Annotated in this window: 18 protein-coding genes and 1 pseudogene; 8 read left to right on the top strand and 11 right to left on the bottom strand. The window is 39.0% G+C overall.

Going from position 1 to position 22,801, the window contains the following annotated elements; translation table 11 throughout:
- Window positions 1-142: 142 nt before the first annotated feature.
- Both proC and AC27HL_RS13995 read right to left on the bottom strand, forming a co-directional pair.
- Window positions 143-964: pseudogene (gene proC / locus AC27HL_RS14000) on the bottom strand (pyrroline-5-carboxylate reductase); the annotation flags it as partial.
- Window positions 965-1,070: 106 nt separating this feature from the next.
- Window positions 1,071-1,751 carry a YggS family pyridoxal phosphate-dependent enzyme gene (locus tag AC27HL_RS13995; RefSeq protein ID WP_487081668.1) on the bottom strand — a complete coding sequence of 227 codons (681 nt, stop codon included), beginning with the start codon at window positions 1,749-1,751 and terminating at the stop codon, window positions 1,071-1,073.
- A gap of 70 nt (window positions 1,752-1,821) precedes the next feature.
- On the opposite strand from AC27HL_RS13995, the gene AC27HL_RS13990 reads away from it, so the two are divergent.
- The 3 genes from AC27HL_RS13990 (at window position 1,822) to AC27HL_RS13980 (ending at window position 4,684) form a co-directional block, all read left to right on the top strand.
- Window positions 1,822-2,865 (top strand): type IV pilus twitching motility protein PilT, encoded by a 1,044-nt coding sequence (locus AC27HL_RS13990; protein WP_487081667.1) that lies wholly within the window; start codon window positions 1,822-1,824, stop codon window positions 2,863-2,865.
- A gap of 36 nt (window positions 2,866-2,901) precedes the next feature.
- On the top strand, window positions 2,902-4,029 hold the full coding sequence (locus AC27HL_RS13985) for a PilT/PilU family type 4a pilus ATPase (RefSeq protein WP_487081666.1): 1,128 nt from the start codon (window positions 2,902-2,904) through the stop codon (window positions 4,027-4,029).
- A gap of 109 nt (window positions 4,030-4,138) precedes the next feature.
- Window positions 4,139-4,684: a DsrE family protein gene (locus AC27HL_RS13980; RefSeq protein ID WP_487081665.1), complete on the top strand. Its 546-nt coding sequence runs from the start codon at window positions 4,139-4,141 to the stop codon at window positions 4,682-4,684.
- Between the two features lie 84 nt (window positions 4,685-4,768).
- On the opposite strand, the gene AC27HL_RS13975 is transcribed toward AC27HL_RS13980, so the two are convergent.
- The 5 genes from AC27HL_RS13975 to rsmE form a co-directional block, all read right to left on the bottom strand.
- Window positions 4,769-5,698: an AEC family transporter gene (locus AC27HL_RS13975; protein ID WP_487081664.1), complete on the bottom strand. Its 930-nt coding sequence runs from the start codon at window positions 5,696-5,698 to the stop codon at window positions 4,769-4,771.
- A gap of 147 nt (window positions 5,699-5,845) precedes the next feature.
- The gene (gene ruvX, locus AC27HL_RS13970) at window positions 5,846-6,295 is read right to left on the bottom strand and encodes a Holliday junction resolvase RuvX (protein ID WP_487081663.1); all 450 of its coding nucleotides are present in this window, start codon (window positions 6,293-6,295) and stop codon (window positions 5,846-5,848) included.
- Window positions 6,295-6,849 carry a YqgE/AlgH family protein gene (locus AC27HL_RS13965; protein WP_487081662.1) on the bottom strand — a complete coding sequence of 185 codons (555 nt, stop codon included), beginning with the start codon at window positions 6,847-6,849 and terminating at the stop codon, window positions 6,295-6,297. Before AC27HL_RS13965 ends, ruvX begins: the two co-directional genes overlap by 1 nt.
- Before the next feature lie 69 nt (window positions 6,850-6,918).
- The gene (gene gshB / locus AC27HL_RS13960; protein ID WP_487081661.1) at window positions 6,919-7,875 is read right to left on the bottom strand and encodes a glutathione synthase; all 957 of its coding nucleotides are present in this window, start codon (window positions 7,873-7,875) and stop codon (window positions 6,919-6,921) included.
- Window positions 7,876-7,970: 95 nt separating this feature from the next.
- Window positions 7,971-8,729 carry a 16S rRNA (uracil(1498)-N(3))-methyltransferase gene (gene rsmE / locus AC27HL_RS13955; protein ID WP_487081660.1) on the bottom strand — a complete coding sequence of 253 codons (759 nt, stop codon included), beginning with the start codon at window positions 8,727-8,729 and terminating at the stop codon, window positions 7,971-7,973.
- 349 nt (window positions 8,730-9,078) lie between these two features.
- Here rsmE and AC27HL_RS13950 point away from each other — a divergent pair, with 349 nt between their 5' ends.
- Both AC27HL_RS13950 and AC27HL_RS13945 read left to right on the top strand, forming a co-directional pair.
- Window positions 9,079-10,272 carry an efflux RND transporter periplasmic adaptor subunit gene (locus AC27HL_RS13950; protein WP_487081659.1) on the top strand — a complete coding sequence of 398 codons (1,194 nt, stop codon included), beginning with the start codon at window positions 9,079-9,081 and terminating at the stop codon, window positions 10,270-10,272.
- A gap of 10 nt (window positions 10,273-10,282) precedes the next feature.
- Entirely contained in the window at window positions 10,283-13,408 is a 3,126-nt protein-coding gene (locus AC27HL_RS13945; protein WP_487081658.1) for an efflux RND transporter permease subunit, read from the top strand.
- Between the two features lie 112 nt (window positions 13,409-13,520).
- Here AC27HL_RS13945 and AC27HL_RS13940 read toward each other — a convergent pair whose 3' ends face one another.
- From AC27HL_RS13940 to AC27HL_RS13925, 4 genes are all read right to left on the bottom strand, one after another.
- Window positions 13,521-13,700, bottom strand: a complete 180-nt coding sequence (locus AC27HL_RS13940) for a glycine cleavage T C-terminal barrel domain-containing protein (RefSeq protein WP_487081713.1) — start codon at window positions 13,698-13,700, stop codon at window positions 13,521-13,523.
- An 81-nt stretch (window positions 13,701-13,781) separates the two neighbouring features.
- Entirely contained in the window at window positions 13,782-14,762 is a 981-nt protein-coding gene (locus tag AC27HL_RS13935) for a helix-turn-helix domain-containing protein (protein WP_487081657.1), read from the bottom strand.
- A 287-nt stretch (window positions 14,763-15,049) separates the two neighbouring features.
- Complete coding sequence (locus AC27HL_RS13930) at window positions 15,050-16,429, bottom strand: sensor histidine kinase (RefSeq protein WP_487081656.1); 1,380 nt, start codon at window positions 16,427-16,429, stop codon at window positions 15,050-15,052.
- Window positions 16,419-17,876: a sigma-54-dependent transcriptional regulator gene (locus tag AC27HL_RS13925; protein ID WP_487081655.1), complete on the bottom strand. Its 1,458-nt coding sequence runs from the start codon at window positions 17,874-17,876 to the stop codon at window positions 16,419-16,421. Before AC27HL_RS13925 ends, AC27HL_RS13930 begins: the two co-directional genes overlap by 11 nt.
- 222 nt (window positions 17,877-18,098) lie before the next feature.
- On the opposite strand from AC27HL_RS13925, the gene AC27HL_RS13920 reads away from it, so the two are divergent.
- The 3 genes from AC27HL_RS13920 to AC27HL_RS13910 all read left to right on the top strand — a co-directional run bounded on the left by AC27HL_RS13920 (window position 18,099) and on the right by AC27HL_RS13910 (window position 22,714).
- Window positions 18,099-19,433: an efflux RND transporter periplasmic adaptor subunit gene (locus AC27HL_RS13920; RefSeq protein WP_487081654.1), complete on the top strand. Its 1,335-nt coding sequence runs from the start codon at window positions 18,099-18,101 to the stop codon at window positions 19,431-19,433.
- Window positions 19,434-19,499: 66 nt separating this feature from the next.
- Window positions 19,500-20,180 carry an ABC transporter ATP-binding protein gene (locus AC27HL_RS13915; RefSeq protein WP_487081653.1) on the top strand — a complete coding sequence of 227 codons (681 nt, stop codon included), beginning with the start codon at window positions 19,500-19,502 and terminating at the stop codon, window positions 20,178-20,180.
- An 8-nt stretch (window positions 20,181-20,188) separates the two neighbouring features.
- A complete protein-coding gene (locus tag AC27HL_RS13910) occupies window positions 20,189-22,714 on the top strand; it encodes an ABC transporter permease (RefSeq protein ID WP_487081652.1) in 2,526 nt (841 codons plus the stop codon).
- Window positions 22,715-22,801 lie beyond the last annotated feature (87 nt).

Genomic DNA, 22,801 nt, shown 5'->3' with positions numbered 1-22,801 from the left:
AACTCCAAAATTATGAGAAAAAACTTCACCATTTATCCCTTTAAATATTAGGGCATAACGAAGAGATATCAATGGCTTAAACTATTCAACATTTATTGATTTTTAAACCATGAAAAGCCACTGTAGAGCGATAGTAATACGATTAGCTATTCTGTGCCATTTCTTTAGCGCGATTCAAGGCACAATTCATTGCTTTTGTTACTAATTGTTCCAAGCCACCTTCACTAAAGGCACTGATGGCTGCCTGTGTGGTACCACCTTTAGAAGTTACATTTTCACGTAACTTACTAATTGAAAGTTGATTCTCCACCACCATTTTTGCTGCACCTACTGCCGTTTGTTGAACTAACTCTCTGCTGTCTTGTTCGTTAAAACCATAGGCACGTGCTTGCTTCTCCATTGCTTCCATAAACAAGAAAAAATAAGCCGGAGCAGAACCTGAAACCGCGATAATGTGATCAATCTGCTCTTCGGTTTCAAGCCATTTAACGATACCAACCGATGCCATTAAGGTTTCAGCAAATGTTTTTTCATCGTCGGTTGCTTTACTATTGGCAAAAATACCGGTTACGCCATAACCAATTTGCGCAGGTGTGTTGGGCATAGTTCTAAAAATTGAACATGGTTGACCCAGAGCCAGCTCAATTTGGGCAAGCGTGGTACCGGCGGCAACGGAAATGAATGATTTACCCGCAAGGTCGATATTTTCACTTAATTGCTGGCAAACTTCGCTAATAATGTACGGTTTGACGCCAAGCACAATAACATCAGCAAACTGTACAGCTTCAATATTACTTGCGGTCTGTTGAATGCCAAATTGCTTAGCCAGTGCGGTTCTTTTTTCTGGAGTAGGGTTTGAAACGATAATATGTTCAGCTTGGTAGCCGTTTTTAACTAGGCCAGAAATAATTGCGCTATTCATATTACCAGCGCCAATAAATGCTACGTTTTTCATGTTTTTCCTAAGTGTCTTTTTAGCCTGTGGGGATTAAACCATCAGCATAAAGGTAGAGTTTTTTTTAAGTTTATCTAACTCATTGCTTAACGAGTAGACGACTTTTGTATAATTATTATTTTTGCGCTCGGGCACCAAAAATAGCTGAGCCAATGCGCACTATGGTTGAGCCAGCATTGATAGCGAGCTGCATGTCCGCAGACATCCCCATAGAAAGAGTGTCCATACTCGGGTATTGCTTTTGTAATGATTTAAATAAATTTTGCATATCATTAAAGCTTGCTTGTGTGGCATTTTTTTCAGGGATCGCCATTAAACCGCGAATACACAGGTTTTGATACTGGCTAATTTCAGCCAGTAAGTTTGGTAGCTCAGCCACTAAAACACCCGATTTACTTTCTTCGCCGCTAATATTCACTTGTAAACAAATGTTTAGCGGGGTATCTTGACCAGACCTATGGTCATTGAGGCGCTTTGCGACTTTAGCTCTGTCTATGCTGTGTACCCAAGAAAAATGGTTGGCAATTAATTTGGTTTTATTACTTTGAATTGGCCCAATAAAATGCCAGCAAATGTCCGTTTTCGATTGCAAGGCGGTAATTTTTTCAACCGCTTCTTGTACATAGCTTTCGCCAAAAGCACGTTGGCCGGCATTATAAGCTTGTTTAATCATATCAATGGGTTTTGTTTTGCTTACTGCCAGCAAAGTGACATCACTCATATTGCGATGAGCTTGTTGGCAAGCAGAAGAAATTTGCAGTTCAACTTCAGCAATATTATCTTTAATAGCAATCATATGGTTTATTTCAGTTCTCGATGACTTATATAGTTATTTATTCAATTTTTAATTCGACTTAGAGGTTTGTATGGATATTACCGAATTACTTGCATTTAGCGTGGAAAATAACGCTTCCGATTTACATTTGTCAACGGGAACTCCCCCGTCTATTCGTGTTGATGGTGATGTACGTAAATTAAATATACCAGCATTTGACGAAAAAGATGTTAACGCTTTGGTCTATGATATTATGAATGACCGCCAGCGCAAAGAGTACGAAGAAAATTTAGAAGTCGATTTTTCTTTTGAAGTACCTAATTTAGCGCGCTTTAGGGTTAATGCTTTTAACCAAAACCGTGGCCCAGCGGCGGTATTTCGTACTATACCCAGTAAAATATTATCACTTGATGATTTAGGTTGCCCTGATATTTTCCGCGATATCTCTGAATTTCCTCGTGGGTTAGTTTTAGTTACTGGCCCTACAGGCTCAGGTAAGTCAACGACCTTAGCAGCTATGGTTGATTATATTAACAAGCACAAACATGATCATATTCTTACCATAGAAGATCCGATTGAATTTGTTCACGAGAACCATTCATGTTTAATTAACCAACGTGAAGTGCATCGCGATACGTTAAGCTTTAACGCTGCGCTACGTTCAGCATTGCGTGAAGATCCTGATGTGATATTGGTTGGTGAAATGCGTGACTTAGAAACCATACGTTTAGCAATGACTGCGGCGGAAACGGGTCATTTAGTTTTTGGTACCTTGCATACCACGTCAGCACCAAAGACTATTGACCGTATTATTGATGTTTTCCCTGGTGAAGAAAAAGCTATGGTACGTTCAATGTTATCAGAGTCGTTACGTGCTGTTATTTCACAAACCTTAGTGAAAAAAGTGGGTGGTGGCCGAGTGGCAGCACATGAAATTATGATGGGTGTACCAGCCATTCGAAACTTGATCCGTGAAGATAAAATTGCGCAAATGTATTCAGCCATTCAAACCGGTATGTCGAGTGGCATGCAAACTATGGATCAATGTCTACAAAACTTAGTTAACCGCGGCATGATCACCAAGCAAGATGCCATGGAAAAAGCGCAAGATAAAAACCAGTTTATGGGTTATTAAGCACTGAGTTAATAGCGAATAGAAAAGGCTAATTTAATGAACTTTAACGACTTACTACAAAAAATGGTGCAGCAAGAAGCATCAGATATGTTTGTTACCGCTAAACTTGCCGTTAGTGCGAAAATAAATGGTGAATTAACGGCGATTGATGAGCGTATTTTAACGCCAGATGAAGCATTGGGTTTAGTACATGATGCTATGTCCGAAAAGCAAAAAGCGGAGTTTGAGCAAGACAAAGAATGTAACTTTGCGATTTCAATTGACGGCATTGGTCGTTTTCGTGTTTCAGCATTTTGGCAACGAGACATGGCCGGTATGGTTATTCGCCGTATTGTTACCGAAATTCCGGAAGCAGATGATCTTGGCTTACCAACCGTATTAAAAGACGTAGTCATGTCAAAGCGTGGCTTAGTGTTGTTTGTTGGTGGTACAGGTACAGGTAAGTCAACCTCGATGGCGGCACTTATTGGTTACCGCAATAAGAATTCTCGTGGGCATATCCTAACCATTGAAGATCCGGTGGAATTTGTTCATGAACATGGCAAGTGTATGGTTACCCAGCGTGAAGTTGGTTTAGACACTGAAAGCTTTGATGCGGCATTAAAAAGCTCGTTACGCCAAGCACCAGACGTAATCTTAATTGGTGAAATCCGTAATCAAGAAACCATGGAGCATGCCTTAAGCTTTGCTGAAACTGGGCATTTATGTATTGCGACCTTGCATGCCAACAATGCCAACCAAGCCATTGATCGTATTATGCATTTAGTACCCGCAGAGCAACACGGTAAATTACTTTTTGACTTGGCGCTTAATTTGCGCGGTATTGTTGCACAGCAATTAATACCGACACGTGATGGTAATGGCCGTGTTGCTGCCATTGAGATACTACTTAACTCTCCTTATGTTGCTGAATTAATTAAAAAAGGCGAAGTGGGTAGCATCAAAGAAGTCATGGAAAAATCAACTGACCAAGGTATGCAAACCTTTGATAAAGCTTTGTTTAATTTATACCAACAAGGTTTAATAAATTACGCTGACGCCCTACATCACGCTGATTCACCAAATGATTTACGCTTAATGATTAAGTTACGCAGTAACGATCAGGGGGGGACTGGCTCATTAGCAGGTGTCACTATTGATGGGCTAGAGCCTACCGACTATTAATTACAGTTACTAGCTATAGAAGACTAATAAAAACATGCTGATTTTGGCATGTTTTTTTATTTATATTACGTGACACATTATGAGCAAATTAAATTAAAGAGGGAATGCAATGTTAATGCATATACGTTTTATTATTATCGTAATCAGCTTAATTGTTAGTCAGTTTGCTATTGCAGGTGCCGATAGTTTTGCAGCGGGGCCAGTGATTAAAAATTTCGGTAAACATGCTCAAGTTCAACAGGATTTAGATTTAAACGATACCGATGTTTTAAAAGTAGTATTTGATATTAGCGAACAGGGAAAAATTGGTGCAATTAATCGAAAAATAGATACCTTGGCACGCTTTATTAATATGCATGCAGCAAACGGTATTGCCCCGAAAAATATTCATCTCGCGTTAGTGGTTCATGGTAAAGCGGGGTTTGATTTAATTAAAGATACGCTTTACCAAGAAAAATTTCAGCAAAGTAATGCTAATGAAAAATTATTAGCGCAACTTATGAAAAACCAAGTTGAAGTTTATCTATGTGGTCAATCTGCGGCTTACTATGATATTAAAAATGACATGTTACAACCTGGCATTAAAATGGCACTTTCGGCAATGACGGCCCATGCTACGTTACAAAACCAAGGCTATCACCTAAACCCGTTTTAAGTTTTATAAATATTCACGTGCTAAAGCATAAGCCAAATGTATAAGACAAACCCATAAAGCAATGCAAAGAGGGTGTATAAAAAACTATCTTAAGTAATAGCTAAGCGCCCAAAGCCAAATTGGTAAAGTGCCTATAGATAATAAGGTAGTTACCACAACAACACCGGCTGTTGTTTCTTGATGCTTTTGCTGTTGTTTGGCAATAAGGTAAGCATTAACACCCGTTGGGCTAGCACTTAAAATAACTAAGGTTGTGGTTATCACTGCAGAAAACTCGAATATAACCTGACAACTTAATAATACCAGTACCGGCAGCAGCACAAGCTTTAATAAACTTGCAGATATAATAAAGCGAATTTCGCTGTGAATATGATAATAAGCGAGTGAAGCCCCTAAGAGAAATAGTGCAAGCGTGATTGCTGGGCGCCCTAATAATAACAAACTGTCGTTAACTACTGCAGGTAATGTTACTCCTAATAGGTTAACAATAAAGCCACTGGTAATGGCAATTAACAATGGATTGAAAAAGGTTTGTTTTAAAAATAATCGCCAATTAAATTGACTAATGCTGGCAGCTAATATGCTAGTTAGGCCAAATAATAGTGCGCTATGCAAGCTGACAACCAGGAAAATGGTTGGCAGTACTTGTTCACCCAGTAACATTAAAGCGACGGGCATGCCAACAATAACATTGTTGGAGTAACTTGTTGCGAGTGCATAAACCGCTGATGCCGATGTATTTGTTTTTAGCTTTTGATGAAAGTAAAAGTTACCGAGCCAGCCCAGTGCATAAACTATGAGTACAGGTAAATAAAAAGCGCCATATACTGATAAATCAACAGCACTTAAATCTGCACCTGCGAGCTGTTGAAATAAAAATGCCGGTATTGCTAAATTAAAGGTAAATTTACTTAACGTATCGACTTGGCCTTTATTAAAAAGGCCTCTTTTAGCACAAAAGAAACCGGTTATGCCTACTAAAATTAATGGGCTGATAATGGCAATAATATTCATAGGACGTTAGGTTTTAGGCTTAAGTTATTTAACTCGTTATAAGTGAGTTATTACGGTAGTTAGTTGCTTATTTGAATTTACTCATGCATTTCTGAACGTTGAATTTACCACCATTTGCATAAGTATAAATGGTGGCTGTATGCTGTTTTACATTAGTTTTGAATACTGCGCTTCAAAATAGCTTTCGATAATGAGTTTAGCTGATTCAGCATCAATATTATCTTTTTTAAGATTACGGTAACCGCCTTGAGAAAATAATGCTTCTTTAGCCGTTGCAGTGGTGAGCCTTTCATCTTGAAATTTAACATTAATTCCAAAACGACCTGAAACTCGATTACCAAATTTTTTGGCGTCTAATGTTAACTGCTGCTCGCTGCCATCCATATTTAAGGGTAAGCCAACAACAATAAAGTCTGGCTGCCACTCATTAATAAATTTGGCCATGTTATCCCAGTGTGGAATACCATTATTAGCTTTTACTGACCCCAAAGGGGAGGCTGAGCCGGTAAGTTCTTGGCCAACAGCTACGCCAATATATTTTTTGCCAAAGTCAAAGCCGAGCACAGTGCGTTCGCCAACCGGGGTTTTACTTGCCATTATGCATGTCCAACATCTTGAGATAAGTGAGCTAAATCTATGCCTAGCATATCCGTTGCTTTCTTCCAGCGTTGCTCAATTGGCGTGTTAAATAATATTTCTTCATCAGCTGGGGTGATTAACCAAGAGTTTTCTTTGATTTCTTCTTCTAATTGCCCGGGTCCCCAGCCAGCATAGCCGAGTGTTACCATATATTTTTCAGGCGCTTCGTCTGTGCCTAAAGCTAGTAAGATATCTTTTGAGGTAGTGATCATAACCTCTTCACTTAACGCAAGTGAACTTTTCCAACCTGATTGCGTGCTATGTAGTACAAAACCTCGGTCTTGAGAGACTGGGCCACCGGTTAACACTTGTTGATCTAATTCAGGTATATCAACTTTTTCTTCGTCTATTTGTGTTAAAAGCTCATTCAAGGACACATTAATAGGTAAGTTAATAATTAAGCCCATGGCACCTTCAGCATTATGCTCACAGATGTAAGTTACTGTTTTATTGAAATAAGAGTCTTCTAAACTGGGCATAGCGATTAATAATTGATTCTCTAAACTATCCATAAAATTCCCCTGTCACTAATAAAATAAGGATGATAAGCGCACCATTTAGTGCGCTGACGCATAATCAAATTAATTTTTTTGGGTAATATTTTGTTCAATGGCATCCATCAATTTACCACTAATATTGATTGGGTATGCCGCTTCAATTTCGCGAATACATGTTGGGCTAGTAACGTTAATTTCAGTAACTTTATCGCCAATAACATCTAAGCCAACAAAATATAAGCCACGTTTCTTCAGCTCTGGAGCAATAGTTTCAGCAATAAGTTTATCGCTAGCACTCAGAGGACGAGCTTCGCCACGTCCACCTGCAGCTAAGTTGCCGCGTGTTTCACCTTGTGCCGGTATACGCGCTAAACAATATGGCATAGGTTCGCCGTTAACGATTAAGATGCGTTTATCGCCATCAACAATTTCAGGCATGTACTCTTGAACCATAGCATATTGTGTGGAATGTGCTGTTAGGGTTTCAAGAATAACCCCGACATTGGGGTCGTTTTCGCCAATACGAAATATTGATGAACCGCCCATACCGTCAAGCGGTTTAATAATGATATCTTTATTTTCCTGATGAAATTCGCGTATTTTTTTATTGTTACGTGTCACTAATGTTTTTGGTGTTAATTCAGGAAACCAAGCCGTAAACAGTTTTTCGTTACAATCGCGTAGACTTTGTGGCTTATTAACAATTAATGTACCTGCCACTTCTGCGCGCTCTAGCATGTAAGTTGCGTAAATAAACTCAGTATCAAATGGCGGATCTTTGCGCATTAACACCGCATCTAATTCAGCGACATTAATATCTTGTTGTTCACCTAGTTCATACCAATGCTCAGGGTCGTTAAACACTTTTACTTTTGCGGTCGTGGCGCGGCAGTCGCCCTGTTCTAAATAAAGGTCTTGCATTTCCATGTAGTAAATTTCATAACCACGTGCTTGCGCTTCAAGCATCATTGCCATTGAAGAATCTTTTTTTACATTGACCTGAGAAATAGGGTCCATAACAACGCCAATTTTTATGCTCATGTTTTTTCCTATTGTTAATTTTTGATATGCCTAGGCATGTTAGCGCTTGCCAACAACTTAAAATTTACGATTTAGCCAGTTAGGTTAATCGCTTGTTATGTTAAATCACCATATCGACACTGTAATGCCGTAATTGCTGTTAATGCTGCGGTTTCTGTTCTTAACACGCGTGGCCCAAGTAATACGTCGTGAAAGTCTGCATTGTTAGCACGTGCTATCTCATCATCGCTTAAACCACCTTCAGGGCCAATAAGCAAACGTACTCGCTGGTTTTCAATTGGTAAGCTCATAATTGAATGTTGAGCTTTCGGGTGTAAATTTAGTTTAAGGGCACTGGTGTTTTGTGCTAGCCAATCGTCTAAATAAATTGCTTGCTCAACCATTGGGACCGCGCATCGGCCACTTTGTTCACAGGCACTAATAACAATTTTTTGCCATTGCTCTCTTTTTTTCTCTAGTCGCTCTCCAGAAAGTTTAACACCGCAGCGTTCAGTAAAAATTGGCGTAATAGTATTTACCCCGAGTTCTACCGACTTTTGCAAAGTAAAATCCATACGCTCACCACGAGAAATACCTTGCCCTAAATGTATATTTAACGGCGATTCATTAGTAACTAAACTTTTGCTTATGACTTCAATATCAGCGCGTTTTTTCGCAACATTGCATAACTTCACTTGGTATTCATAATAACCTTGTTTGCCATTGTCTGTTTCAAGGAAGCCATTAAATAAAGTAATGCAATCTTCTTCCTTTAATCGTAAAACTCTGACAACGTGCGAAAAAGCATCGTCACTCAAGGCTTGTACTTGACCAATATGAAACGCTTGTGCTTGGTAAATTCTTGGATTACGCATGAAAAATTTCCGTAGTTTGCCAGCTAGTTTTATTAAGTATTTTAAAATCTACTTGATTACCTTAATAATTATTAGGTGAATCATTTCGTTTATATAGCCTGTAAATAAGGGCAACTTATCTAACTTTCAATTGTCTACAAAAAAATAGTTGCATATCAAAACAATTCAGCGTCAAGCATTTGTGCTGAATTGTTTTAATGTTTCACTAAAGTACAGATAATTTGCATAAATTGTTGCTTAAGTTACAAATGTTTACGATATTTAATATCAGCTGATGTACTATATTTTTAATTATAAAAATAAAATCATATTCTGGTTTATCTTACTATGAGTTTAAAGGAGTTAGTTGATGTTCATTCAACTGAATAATATGTCAAAGCTTTCATCGCCTAGGTTTATAAGAAATACTGCAATAGTTGCTACTTTGCTGATTATAACGGCCTGTGGCCAAAAAGAACAAACCGTGCAAAAAGCACCACCACCGGCGGTTTCAACTTATGTTGTGTCGATGGATAAAATTGGTGATTACCGTGAATTCGTTGCTCGTACAGTGGCGTCTAAAGAAGTGGAATTAACGGCACGTGTTGAAGGCGAACTTGTTGAACGTTTATTTAAAGAAGGCGCTATTGTTGAAAGAGGCCAGGTGCTATTAAAAATTGACCCAACAACTTATATTACCGCATTGGAGTCAGCCAAAGCTGACTTAACCAGTAAAGTTGCTGGTGCACAAGGCGCCGCACGAGATTTAAAACGTGGTAAAGAGGTTGCTGGACAAGGTTATATTTCTCAATCTGATTTAGACAAATTAATCACTAATGATTCACAGGCAAAAGCAGCGGTAAATGTTGCAAAGGCCGCACTTGAGCAGGCTGAGCTAAATTTAAGTTACACCACGATTAGTGCACCATTTGCAGGGCATATTGGCAAAGTTAACTTCAACATTGGCAATATTGTTAGCCCGTCAAAGGGAGCAATTGCAACCTTGACCGCAACTAATCCTATGTATGTTAGTTTTGGGGTTGAAGAAAGTGAGTTTATTTCATATTTACAAGATAAAAAAACTAGTGCAGATGATGTAAAAGATGAGCTTGATCTTAGTTTACGCTTACCTAATAACACCACTTACGCTGAAAAAGGCGAAATTATTTTTGCCGATACTAAAATAGAACAAGGCATGGGCACCGTAGAATTGCGTGCTATTTTTCAAAACCCTGACGATATTATTTTACCTGGCTTGTTTGTAACTTTAGTTGCTGAAAGTAAAGACAAAAAAAATATGGCTTTAATTCCACAAGCATCGGTGCAAGAAAATCAACAAGGTAAATTTGTGCTTGTAGTTGATCAAGAAAACAAGGTTGCACAGCGTATTGTTAAACTTGGTCGTCGCATTAATGCTATGTGGCTGGTTGAGTCTGGTTTGAAAGAAAATGAGCGTGTGATTATTGAAGGTTTACAAAAAGTGCGAAATGGTATTGAAGTAGGGCCAGTTGACAAGCGTGTTGACCCTATAACGGGTGTTATTTCTGATTATTTGACACAGTAAGGGGCAAATAATGATAAGTAAAACCTTTATCAATCGGCCTAAGTTTGCCTTTGTTATTTCGATATTGATTACACTGGCTGGCTTTATTGCAATGTTGTTATTGCCGGTTAATATGTACCCACAAATTACTCCGCCACAAATAGAAATTACGGCCGTGTATCCTGGTGCTAGCGCACAAGTTGTTGAAGAGTCTGTTATTCGGCCCATTGAGGAGCAAGTCAATGGTGTAGAAGACATGCTGTATATCGAATCTACAGCTTCTAATAATGGCACTGCGACCATTACCGTGTTCTTCAAAGTCGGTATTGATGGTGATATTGCACAAGTTAATGTGCAGAATCGAGTCGCACTTGCACAAAGTTCATTACCAAGTGAGGTAACTAAACAAGGTGTTAGTGTAAAAACCAAATCTAGTGCTATGCTAATGGCGATTACGCTGTTTTCTGAACAAGAAAATATCGATCAATTATTTTTAAGTAACTATGCAACAAATTACTTAACTGAACCATTGGGGCGGATCCCTGGTGTTGCTGCAGCAAGTGTAATGGGAGAAATGAGTTATAGCATGCGTGCGTGGTTAAATCCTGACCGTATGACATCTTTAGGCATCACTGTCGCTGAAGTACAACAAGCACTGCAAGAGCAAAACTTAATTGTCGCTGCTGGTAAACTAGGTGCTAGCCCAGCATTACCAAATCAACAATTTGAATATTCAATTCAAGCTAAGGGGCGTTTGAAAACTCCAGAAGAGTTTGGGCAAACTATTATTCGCTCTAATTCAGATAGCAAATTTATTCGTTTAGCAGATATTGCTCGCCTTGAACTAGGTTCTGAAAATTACGGTGTCCAAGCACGATTAAATGGCGCTGAAACCGCTTTCTTAGTTATTTACCAGTTACCTGATGCCAATGCGACTGAAGTTGCTGCACAAGTTAAAATGGCAATGGAAGAGTTATCACAACGTTTTCCTGATGGTTTAGAGTATGCGATTCCGTATGACACTACTGAGTTTATTGTTCGCTCGATTGAAGAAGTACAAGTAACCCTATATCAAGCTGTTGGTTTAGTTATTTTAGTCGTATTTTTATTCCTGCAAAATTGGCGGGCAACGATAATTCCTTCTATTGCTATTCCGGTATCCTTAATTGGTACTTTTGCTTTTATGCAATTAATGGGATATTCAATTAATACCATTACATTATTTGGTTTAGTATTAGCCATTGGTATTGTCGTGGATGATGCCATTATCGTTATTGAAAATGTTGAACGTATTTTGAAAGAAGAAGGCCTGCCAATTAAAGAGGCCGTGTCAAAAGCAATGGAGCAAGTATCAGGCCCTATTATTGCTACAACATTAGTTTTGCTGGCCGTATTTGTGCCGGTCGCATTTATGCCAGGTATAACAGGCGAACTTTACAAACAATTCTCGGTTACGATTTCTTTTGCGGTACTAATATCTTCTATCAACGCTCTAACCTTGAGTCCTGCATTATGTACGGTATTATTAAGTGCTGAAAAAATGAAACCGATAGGGTGGTTACTGCCATTTGAACGTTTAATTGGACGAGGAACGGTTGCATACACTAGTGGTGTAAATTTCTTATTAAGGAGAGCTGCACGTGTTGGTGTTCTTGTGCTAATTATGTTTGGTGCCACTGCGTGGTTAACGAGTGAAGTGCCAACAGCATTTGTGCCAGGCGAAGATCAAGGCTATGTTTTTGTTGATGTTCAGTTACCTGATGCCGCATCAAGCAATAGAACAGAAGCCTTATTAGCTAAAATCACCCCTATTATTAAGCAAGACCCAGCGGTAACTGATGTTATTATGGTTTCGGGTACGTCACTGTTAGGTGGTGCCGGTTCAAATAATGCTCTTGGTATTATTATGTTAAAAGACTGGGAAGAGCGCACAACGCCTGAGTTAAAGTTGCGTGCCATTATTGGTCGTTTAATGGGGCAGCTATGGGCAATGCCTGATGCACAAATTATGATCTTTAACCCACCGCCAATTCCTGGTTTAGGTAATAGTTCTGGTTTTGAGTTTAAATTACAAGATAGTGAAGGTCGTAGTCCGGCAGACCTTGCACAGGTAATGAATGGCTTAATCTATGAGGCCAATCATCGTCCAGAGTTAAGTCGTGTATTTAGTACTTATCGCGCTAATGTACCGCAATACTTCTTAGAAGTTGACCGTAACAAAGCCAAAGCACAAGGGGTAGCGTTATCAGATATTTTTGTTACTCTGCAAGCTCAACTTGGCTCTATGTATGTTAATGACTTTAGTCAATTTGGTCGTACCTATAAAGTCACACTACAGGCTGAGTCTGAATTTCGTAAAGACCCATCTGATTTACGCCATTACTACGTGAAAAATAATGCTGGAGAAATGGTGGCGTTAACCACGTTAGCTAAACTTGAGCCGATTCTTGGGCCAACAAGTATTACTCATTTTAACCTTTATCGTAGTGCGGCTATTAGTGGCCAAGCTGCACCAGGCTATTCTTCTGGTCAAGCTATTGCTGCGATGGAAGAGTTAGCGGCTAAATTACCACAAGGTTATGTTTTTGAATGGTCTGGTCAGTCTAAACAAGAAATTGAAGCGGGCAATTTAGCACCAATATTATTTGGCCTAGCGATAATTTTCGTTTACCTATTTTTAGTTGCACAATATGAGAGTTGGACCATACCATTCTCGGTTATTGCCGCAGTGCCATTAGCTATTTTTGGTGCTATGTTAACTTTATATACCGTTGGCATGGCTAACAATATTTATGCGCAAGTCGGCTTAATATTATTGATAGGTTTGTCGACGAAAACGGCAATATTAATTGTTGAGTTTGCTATGGAACAAAGGGCTGCAGGGCATAGCATATTTGATGCTGCTTTAAATGCTGCACGCTTACGTTTTCGTGCCGTATTGATGACGGCCTTGTCGTTCGTACTTGGTGTTTTACCGTTAGTGTTTGCATCAGGTGCTGGCGCTGGTAGCCGAGTTTCACTCGGTTTAACCGTATTAGCTGGTATGGTGGCAGCAACTATATTTGGTACCTTGCTAGTGCCTTATTTTTATATGATTATTCAACGTATGCGTGAGTACATTAAAGGTGAGCCGGTTATTGAAGCTAAAGAAGGTTAACCTTAATCTTTGAACATTAAAAAAGCCGCTCATCGAGCGGCTTTTTTAATGGCAATTTACATCTATAAATCGCCATTGGTTGGCAGTTATTGTCGTACTTTAGCCACGTAACTTAGCCACGATAGTAGCGTTGTGAAACAAATGGCATTCTTTGAATCAGCATAGGTAATTTCTTACCTCGAACGTCAGCATAAATTTCAGTGTCTAAAACAGCATACTTGGTTTCTACATAGCCCTTAGCAATAGGAGCACCTTTACTAGGGCCGGCTGTACCACTGGTAACAATGCCAATTTTTTTCTTTACCGTTTCTAAAAGAAAAATGCAAAAAGGTCTACAAGTTGTAGACCTTTTTTACCGGTTATATTTGATATGTTAAGCTTCTTCTTTTTCAAATAACTCCATTAATCCAACCAGGGCAGCAAAAAGCACAGCCCCCACAGGCCAAATAATCCAAGTTACGCCCCAGTTCATCGTCCATAAGCTCCAGCCAAGGAATATTGCAACTAATAATGGCCAATAAAAGGCGGCAAGTTTTTCTGCTCGTTTGCTACGTTTGCTTTTCTCTTTGCCTGAAAAGCTGTCTTTTAAGAGGTTATTGTAGGCATCGTATTTTGCCGAAACAGGGGCAACGATATAAATACCAACAGCAATAAACAGTATCAAAACAATAAGCATCATTAAGACTAAGTCTGAGCCACCAGAAAACATACTGACCATCATAAGCGGTACAAAACTGATGATAAACATGAATATAGCGATGGATAACTTAAGATTATAACTCGCTCGAAACTTTTCTAGTTTTTCTTTAAAAACACCATGTACACCATAGGCTAACTCAAAAGGCTCGTTGTCTATTCCTACAACCTCACTGTCATATTGATTAGTTTTGATAAAGAAACTGACTCCAATAGACACCATGACCAATATGCAAACAACACCTATTGCCGTGGCAATATCGTCCGTTAGGTTTAAACGGCCAGTTTCAGCCATTGCTAAAAAGAAAAGTAATGGGATTACCGAGCATAGACATAGTATGACTCCTTTGGTGACCAAGGTGGATATTTCTATTTTGTTTTCAATGTAATTAGCTACTTGCTCTATGCTAAGTTGAAGTGTACTTGGCTCTTTACTTTCATTAATCGTGTCAAATGTTTCAAGTTCGTCTTTTAATAAAAAATCAGTGGAAACGTTAAAAATCTCCGCGAGCATAATTACCTTATTTAAATCAGGAATGCTATTTGCGCTTTCCCATTTTGAAACTGACTGTCTCGAAATGTTCATTTTCTCGGCCAATTCTTCCTGTGACCAGCTCAACTGTTTTCTTAATTTGATAATCTTATCTGCTAATATCATCTTGTTCACTTCTTCGTCTAATGTTGAGCACTAAGCTTAGAAATTTAGCTAGTTGCAAACTAGCAAGTCTGCTTGTTATTTTGTCAACCTGTGGTTGCAATTTCTTTATATAGCTGAATTTAATGCTTTTATACTTAATTTTATTCTGCTTTGTAAGATAAATAGTTGCAACGACGACAACATAAGGCTGCTGACATTGCCGGTTATTGCCAAAGTTATTTGGTCAAAATATAATACTTAATTAACACGTTTTAGTGCTTTACTAAGTCAGCTTTACTTACTATCGATTAAAAAATTAGCCGAATATTGGTGCCTTCGTTAACTGTACTTTCAAGCGTAACATGGCCGCCATGCGCAAGCATTATTTGCCTAGTAAGCGCTAAACCAACGCCAGAGCCATCTCTTTTTGTAGTGTAAAAAGGCACAAATGCGTTGTCGGCTACGTCTTTACTCATGCCACAACCAGTATCGTTGACTTCAATAACAGGGTGGCCACGTTTATTAATAAAGGCATTTAATTGCACCTTTCTAATTTCACAACCTATTGTTGCTTGTTCAGCGTTTTTTAGTAGGTTAATTAATACTTGTGACAACATATTTTGATCAACGTTAATATCCAAACTTTCTGGGCTAATGTGGCTATTTATAGCAATGTTATGCTCAGGCCAATGTTGGCAGGAAATATCAATTACTTGTTGAATCAAAGAGCTGACTGAGCTGTTGTTTTTATTTGGAGTCGGCAGCCGGGTTAAACGCCGATAACTATCGACAAATGTCATTAGCCCTTTACTGCGCCTTGCTACGGTTGTTACTGCGTCAGTTACGTCACGGAGATCCGCGCTGATATCTTGGCTACTAATATCTTTTTTATCCGCGGGGTGTTGTGCAATATTTTCAACAATATCATCAACTAAATCTGCGGCAGTACTGGCCAAAGAGGCAACAGGTGTGATGCTGTTCATTATTTCATGGGTTAATACACTGACCAGATCTTGCCAAGCTTGTAGTTGTGCAGATACCAGCTCATTTTGAATATCCTGTAAACTAAATAACAGCTCCTGTTGTTGAGCGAGCCTTATCTCAGTTGCGGCAACCGTTAATTGGTGTTCAATGCCATCAATGTTTAGCTTTATGAGTTGGCGATCTCCTGCCTGCATTGACTTTATTTGCTGTGGAAAATGCTGAGAAAATTGTTTTAAGTCACTAAGCTTTATTACCGGTGTTGTACCAAATAGCCGTCTGGCACTATTGTTCCATAAGGTGATTTGACTATCTTGATTGAGGCTCATAAGAGGTACAGGTACATGCTCAACGACCGCTTTTAAATGCTTTAATTCTGTCACTTGCGCCGTTCTTGCTTTTTGTAGTCGAGTTAAAATATCAGTAAAAGCTTGGCCTAGTTCTTCAAAGCCAGCGCCAACATTAGATAAGTCAAAGCGCTGTGAAAAGTCAGCATAGCGAGCAGCATCAAAAAAACGAGCTAACTCGTTATTGGTTTTAGAAACAAAGTTAACCAGCTCGATAAATTGGCTAACGAGTAACACTATTAGCAAAATTGTTGCTGCATGATAACCTGAAGTTGTTAATGTTATTGTTAGTAACACTAAGCCAACCATTGCCGCGACTGTGCGAATGATGATCCGTAAGGAAAATTGTTTAAAGCCCATACTTTTCCATCCTTCTGTAGAGCGCTGCTCGTGTTAAACCCAGCGCTTTAGCACAATGGCTGATATTGTAGCGATGTTTTTTAAGTGCCGCAGTTATCGCTTGTTTTTCCATTTCTTCTAGAGTTAACTCTTTAGCTGTTTCGTTAGTAATTGTACGGTGTACAGGAGATGATGTGCCTATATTGTGCTCGGTTTGCTGATTTAAGCCTGGCGCTGATTTATACTCTAATTGAAAATCACTGACTTGTAAGTCACTGTGTTCAGTTAGAATAACGGCACGCTCAATAGCATGGCGTAAGGCTCTAATATTTCCTTGCCAAGGCTGTTGAAGTAAAACTTGTTTGCTGTCGCTTGTTAAACTGTTAACCGACTTGTTATATTTCTTACGGTATAAAGCAATAAAATGCTCCGCAATTGGCACTATGTCTTCTTGACGCTCCCGAAGTGGTGGTAAATTTATCGTGACAGTATTTAATCTAAATAATAAATCTTGCCTAAACTTCTCCTCATTATTTAACACCTGTTGAGGAATATTAGTAGCTGCAATCACTCTAACATTAAAAGGCTGTGCTTGATTGCTGCCCAATGGCGTTACTTGGCGTTGTTCAAGTACCGTTAATAATTTTGCCTGCAAATAAAGTGGTAGGTTGCCTATTTCATCTAGAAATAAAGTGCCGCCATCTGCGGCTTTTAATTTACCGATACGGTCTTGCTGAGCACCGGTAAATGCGCCTTTTTTATGGCCAAATAATTCACTTTCAAATAAGCTTTCTGAAATCGCGCCTAAGTCGATTGACATAAAAATGTTACCAGCACGTTGGCTTTGATTATGAATGTCGCGTGCTATAAGTTCTTTGCCGGTACCGTTTTCACCTAAAATAAGAACATTAGCATCGGTTGGCGCCGCTTTATTGATCAGTGCATGAATATTTTGCATTGCCTGAGATTGGCCGACAATCATTTGTTGAGTATATTGATTATTAGCCTGCCCAGATGTTTCCGCTAAGGTTTGCACTAAAGCTTGGTTTGTTACCTTTAATTGCGCCGCTTCAAAACGTGACTTTCCAAGTTGTACCGCAGTTGATAGTGTCGCGATAACTTTTTCGTTTTGCCAAGGCTTGGCAATAAAATCAGTGGCACCTTGTTTCATGGCATCGACAGCAATATCGACACCGCCATGTGCCGTAATCATCACAACAATGCTGTCAGGCTTAATATGTAAGATCTCTTTTAGCCAATAAAAACCTTGTTCACCCGAGCTCTCGCCTGGGCCAAAATTCATATCCAGTAAAATTGCATCAAAGTTATTTTCTTTAATGAGTTTAGGTATTTGCTCGGGGCGGTTACATATGCTGACCTCCGAGAATTTACGATTGAGTAATAATTTTCCAGCTACCAATATGTCTTGATCGTCATCGACGATAAGTATTTTTCCGTCTATCTTCATGTTTATTTTGAGGCTGTAACAGCGAGTTAAGGAAACAAACTGTTCAATAACGTACACCTAGTGTCCGAAAACGTACAGTCTTTTGTTGGTATTTATTTAAATTTGTTGCGGTTGAATATTGAAAAATTTAATTTAAACAATTGGTTATGTGCTTTTCTGGTAATTGGAACGAATATTGTAATGTGTCAGTAACGAATATTTTTATACAGCGAAAGTAGGGTAATGACACATTCATTAAAATCCGTCAGTGTTGATAATGCAAATACCACAATCAATAAAACCAATACAGCAGTGTCGGGTGCGGGTATGGACCGTAAGGTGGTTCGTAAAAAGTCGAAAGCAAAACAAGCTTTATTGACAGTCGCTATTACTGCTGTTGTTGGTTTAGTAGCTTGGCAGTTTAGCAATAAGCTAAGTGGTAAATCGCTCAGTGTTGATAGTAATCGCATTGTAATTTCAACTGTTGTATCGGGCACATTTGAAGATTTTATTCCGGTACGTGGCCGTGTAGCACCAGCAAAAACAGTGTTTCTTGATGCGGTTGAGGGTGGTCGAGTTGAGCGTATTCTAGTTGAAGACGGTGCGCAATTAACTGCTGGTAACTTAATTGTTGAGTTGTCAAACGCCAGTTTACAATTAAATGTTTTGGGTAACGAAGCACGTGTTGCTGAACAACTGAATAATATGCGCTCGATAGAGCTTAGCCTAGAGCAAAATCGCTTACGTCATAAAAGCAATATTATTGATATTGAATATCAAATTAAATTATTGACTCGCCAATTGGCGCGTGAGCAAGAATTAGTAGCGAGTGGCGCGGTAAGTCAATCGGCATTTGATGACACAAAAGATACGCTTAATTGGTACCAGCAGCGACTTCTAGTTACCCAAGAAAGCCAAGCTTCAGATACCCGAATGCAAGAAGAGCAACTCAAGTTTTTAAAAGCAACTAGCCAACGTTTGGAAAGTAACTTAGAAATATCACGACAAAATCTAGACAACATGAATGTTAAAGCCCCAGTAAATGGCAAGTTATCGGGCTTTAATATTGAAATAGGCCAGAGTATTGGCCGTGGTGAACGCTTAGGGCAAATTGATACTCCCAATGATTATAAAGTAACTGCTTATATCGATGAATTCTATTTAGGTCGTGTGGATATTGGTCAGCGAGCAGTATTTAAAGATTATCAATTAATTATTAAGAAAATTTATCCGCAAGTACAAAATGGCCAGTTTGAGGTAGATTTTACTTTTGCAGGTGCACAACCTAGCGGTATTCGTCGCGGACAAACAATTCAAACCAAACTAACACTTGGCGATGCCAGTAAAGCGGTGCTTATTCCTAATGGGGCTTTTTATCAAGACACAGGCGGCAACTGGATTTTTGTTGTTACCGAAAATGGTGATGAAGCGGTGCGTCGACCAGTGCGTTTAGGGCGTCGTAATAACCAATTTATTGAGGTATTGGACGGTTTAGAAGTTGGTGAGCAAGTTGTTACTAGCCCATACAGTAGTTATCAAGACATGCAGCATTTGAAGCTCAATACCAGTACCAATTAACCAGAGCAAGTTTAGCAGTAGAGCAAAGCCAGCTCTTTATCAAATTTATAACAATAGGACTTTATTATGTTGAAACTTCACAATTTATCACGCGTTTATCAAACAGACGATGTTGAAACAATGGCATTAAATAATGTGAATATCGAAATAGCACAAGGAGAGTTTGTTGCCATTATGGGGCCTTCTGGTTGTGGTAAGTCAACCTTACTAAATACCATTGGCATGTTAGACACACCAAGTAGTGGCGAATATTACTTTAATGGAGAAGACGTGTCTGGCTATTCTGAGGCGCAACTAGCTGTGATCAGAAAACAAAATATTGGTTTTATTTTTCAAAATTTTAACTTAATTGATGAGTTAACTGTTGCTGAGAATATTGAGCTAGCCTTGCTTTATCATGATATTCCTGCCAGCGAACGCAAACATCGTGTTTCAACGGTTATGGATAAGGTAGGAATTGCGCATCGTGCTAAACATTTACCAAGTCAACTATCTGGCGGTCAACAGCAAAGGGTAGCTGTCGCGCGCGCTGTAGTCGGGGATCAGAAAATGATTCTTGCCGATGAGCCGACTGGTAACTTAGACAGTGCGCATGGCCAAGAAGTGATGGAAATGCTGCAAACCTTAAATGATGAAGGCACAACAATTGTAATGGTAACGCACAGCCCAGCCCATGCAGATTATGCCAAACGAACAATTAACTTGTTTGATGGCCATGTGGTTACCGAAAGTGTTAAGGCTGCATAGGAGGCACTATGTTTAAAAATTACCTAATTACCGCATGGCGAAATATCATCAAAAATGGTGTTTTTTCAGCAATTAATATTTTTGGATTAGCCATAGCTTTGATGAGTTGTATTTTGATCATGTTGTTTGTTAAAGAAGAAACAGGCTTTGATAAATGGTTAAAAGACAGTGACAGATTAGTACGTATGCATACTGCCTACACTATGCCAGACAGAGCACCATTTCTAACGGTGCGTTCGGCCGGACGAATGATGGAAGCCATTCGAGACTACGCAAAAAATGAAATAGAAACCGGTGTACGTTTAATACAATGGTCATTAACCGTTCGTAAAGACGATAATGCTTTTGACGAAGCAATTACCTTAGCAGATGGCAGCTTTTTCGATGTTTTTGATCTGCCATTTGTACATGGTTCGAGAGCCACGTCGTTTAATCAACCAATGAACTTGCTAGTTACAGAAGAATTTGCGCAAAAGTATTTTGGTCGCAGCGACGTGATCGGCGAAACCTTAACGGTTTGTTGTGTTGGTCGTAACCCTCCTAGCGACGTGAGAATTACTGGCGTACTAAAAGATTTACCCGATGAAACACATTTGAATATTAATATGCTGTTTTATTTACAGCCAGCACTATTTCCGCCAAATAACAATATATTAGATACATGGACTAGTGTGAATGTTTACACCTACTTCAAACTGAATGCAGGTATAACACCTATGCAGTTGCAAGAACGTATTGATTACTGGATGAATAATGAAAGTCCATTAGTTGAAATGTCTAAAGAACTATTAGGGGAGCAAAGTAACGGTATGCAAGTTACTGACTTTGCGAAACAACCAGTCATGAAAGTTACAGACTTACACCTCAATGCCAAAAAGCACGCTGGTAATATCGGAGATATTACGCCAATGGGCGATCAGGAAATGATTAATACCTTTACCGTTGTTGCGTTACTTGTTCTGCTGATTGCCTGTATAAATTTTATGAATTTATCAACCGCTAAAGCGAGCAAGCGCGCCAAAGAAGTAGCAATGCGTAAAGTACTGGGTGCGAGCCGTTTGCAAGTGGCGATACAGTTTTTAAGTGAAGCAATAGTGATTGTTTTTGTTGCGCTACTGTTTGCTATTGCGGCGTCAGAGTTAGTTTTGCCTATATACAATGATATTTTAGGTAAACAATTGGCACTAAGACTGTTCAATGAACCTGATTTGTTATTGTCGCTTATTGTTGTTGCAACCGTTGTTGGTATTGGTGCTGGAATCTATCCGGCCATGTATCTTTCACGGTTTTTACCAGGGCATATTTTAAAGTCGAGTAAAAGTGGCGAATCTGGAAATTCAGCTAAATTACGCAGTGTCTTAGTGATATTTCAGTTTACTACTTCAATTGTTTTAGTTATTGCTACCTTAGTTGTTTTTGGACAAACACTGTATTCAAACTCTGTCGATGTTGGTTACCAAAGTGACAATAAACTTGTGTTAAATGTTCGTCCGGCTCGCGGTAATTTACCGAGCTTAAAGCAAGAATTGTTAAATATTCCAGAAATAACTTCTGTAACATTTTCATCAGAAGCACCTACACAAGATAATGAAAACAATAATTACTTTACCTTGCTAGGGACTGATGAAGGTGGAAAAAAGGTTGAACCGACGTTACTCAATTATCACAATATGGACTATGGTTTTTTTGAAGCTTACAAAGTTAAACCTATTGCTGGGCGTTTATTTGATGAGAATTTTGGTAATGACCAAATAACGCCAGTTGCAGAAAATGCAACAGAGCGCGGCCAGGCTAGTGTTATTTTAAATGAAAGTGCCTTGGTCAAATTTGGTTTTAGTACTCCAGAGGGGATTATCGGAAAAACACTAACCTTAGGTAAACAAGATTTAACTGTGATTGGTGTAATACCAGATATTCATTTTAGATCGATCAAATTTGGTATTCGCGCCACAGCATTTATGCTGAACTCTAACCGTTTTAATGTTGCGAATATCACTGTTGATTCGGCGGTACTTAATTCTGAACGCTTACCGCAATTAATAGAGAAAATTGAGCAAGTATGGAAAACTAATGTGCCACTGCAACCGATTAATTTGCAGTTTTTGTCAGAGATGATGCAAGCGCAATATCAAGACGAACTAACAATGGCGCAATTGTTTTTAGCATTCTCTGTATTAGCTATAATTATTGCATGTTTAGGTTTATATGGCTTGTCTGCCTTTACCGTTGAGCGTCGCACCAAAGAAATTGGCATTCGCAAGGTGATGGGGGCGAGTGTTAAAGATATCGTTAAGTTGTTAATTTGGCAGTTCTCGAAACCAGTCGTATTGGCTAATATTATTGCCTGGCCTATTGCCGCATACGCTATGTTAACTTGGCTGGAGTCGTTTCCTTATCGAATTGAGCAAATTTGGTTATTGCCTATTTGTTTATTCGTCGGCGCATTATCATTATTTATTGCTTGGTTTACCGTTGGCACCAATGCCGCAAAAGTCGCTCGTAAGAATCCAATAAGTGCGTTGCGTTATGAGTAACCTAATTACAAGGGGAGCTAGATTTAGTTAACTAACCCTAGTAAGCATAAAAAAACGCAGTCTAATTAGACTGCGTTTTTTAACATC

This window comes from Colwellia aquaemaris (genome assembly GCF_057548755.1).
Note: the sequence above shows the minus strand (reverse complement) of the source record. Positions and strands in the feature narration are given on the sequence as shown.

Bases quoted from the DNA above. Each gene is read 5' to 3' on its own strand.
- AC27HL_RS13965 (WP_487081662.1), bottom strand. From the start codon at position 6,849: ATGGATAGTTTAGAGAATCAATTATTAATCGCTATGCCCAGTTTAGAA.
- AC27HL_RS13935 (WP_487081657.1), bottom strand. From the start codon at position 14,762: ATGATATTAGCAGATAAGATTATCAAATTAAGAAAACAGTTGAGCTGG.
- AC27HL_RS13995 (WP_487081668.1), bottom strand. From the start codon at position 1,751: ATGATTGCTATTAAAGATAATATTGCTGAAGTTGAACTGCAAATTTCT.
- AC27HL_RS13915 (WP_487081653.1), top strand. From the start codon at position 19,500: ATGTTGAAACTTCACAATTTATCACGCGTTTATCAAACAGACGATGTT.
- AC27HL_RS13975 (WP_487081664.1), bottom strand. From the start codon at position 5,698: ATGAATATTATTGCCATTATCAGCCCATTAATTTTAGTAGGCATAACC.
- AC27HL_RS13930 (WP_487081656.1), bottom strand. From the start codon at position 16,429: ATGGGCTTTAAACAATTTTCCTTACGGATCATCATTCGCACAGTCGCG.
- ruvX (WP_487081663.1), bottom strand. From the start codon at position 6,295: ATGGCAAGTAAAACCCCGGTTGGCGAACGCACTGTGCTCGGCTTTGAC.
- AC27HL_RS13920 (WP_487081654.1), top strand. From the start codon at position 18,099: ATGACACATTCATTAAAATCCGTCAGTGTTGATAATGCAAATACCACA.
- AC27HL_RS13990 (WP_487081667.1), top strand. From the start codon at position 1,822: ATGGATATTACCGAATTACTTGCATTTAGCGTGGAAAATAACGCTTCC.
- AC27HL_RS13925 (WP_487081655.1), bottom strand. From the start codon at position 17,876: ATGAAGATAGACGGAAAAATACTTATCGTCGATGACGATCAAGACATA.
- AC27HL_RS13980 (WP_487081665.1), top strand. From the start codon at position 4,139: ATGTTAATGCATATACGTTTTATTATTATCGTAATCAGCTTAATTGTT.
- AC27HL_RS13985 (WP_487081666.1), top strand. From the start codon at position 2,902: ATGAACTTTAACGACTTACTACAAAAAATGGTGCAGCAAGAAGCATCA.
- rsmE (WP_487081660.1), bottom strand. From the start codon at position 8,729: ATGCGTAATCCAAGAATTTACCAAGCACAAGCGTTTCATATTGGTCAA.
- gshB (WP_487081661.1), bottom strand. From the start codon at position 7,875: ATGAGCATAAAAATTGGCGTTGTTATGGACCCTATTTCTCAGGTCAAT.
- AC27HL_RS13945 (WP_487081658.1), top strand. From the start codon at position 10,283: ATGATAAGTAAAACCTTTATCAATCGGCCTAAGTTTGCCTTTGTTATT.
- AC27HL_RS13950 (WP_487081659.1), top strand. From the start codon at position 9,079: ATGTTCATTCAACTGAATAATATGTCAAAGCTTTCATCGCCTAGGTTT.
- AC27HL_RS13910 (WP_487081652.1), top strand. From the start codon at position 20,189: ATGTTTAAAAATTACCTAATTACCGCATGGCGAAATATCATCAAAAAT.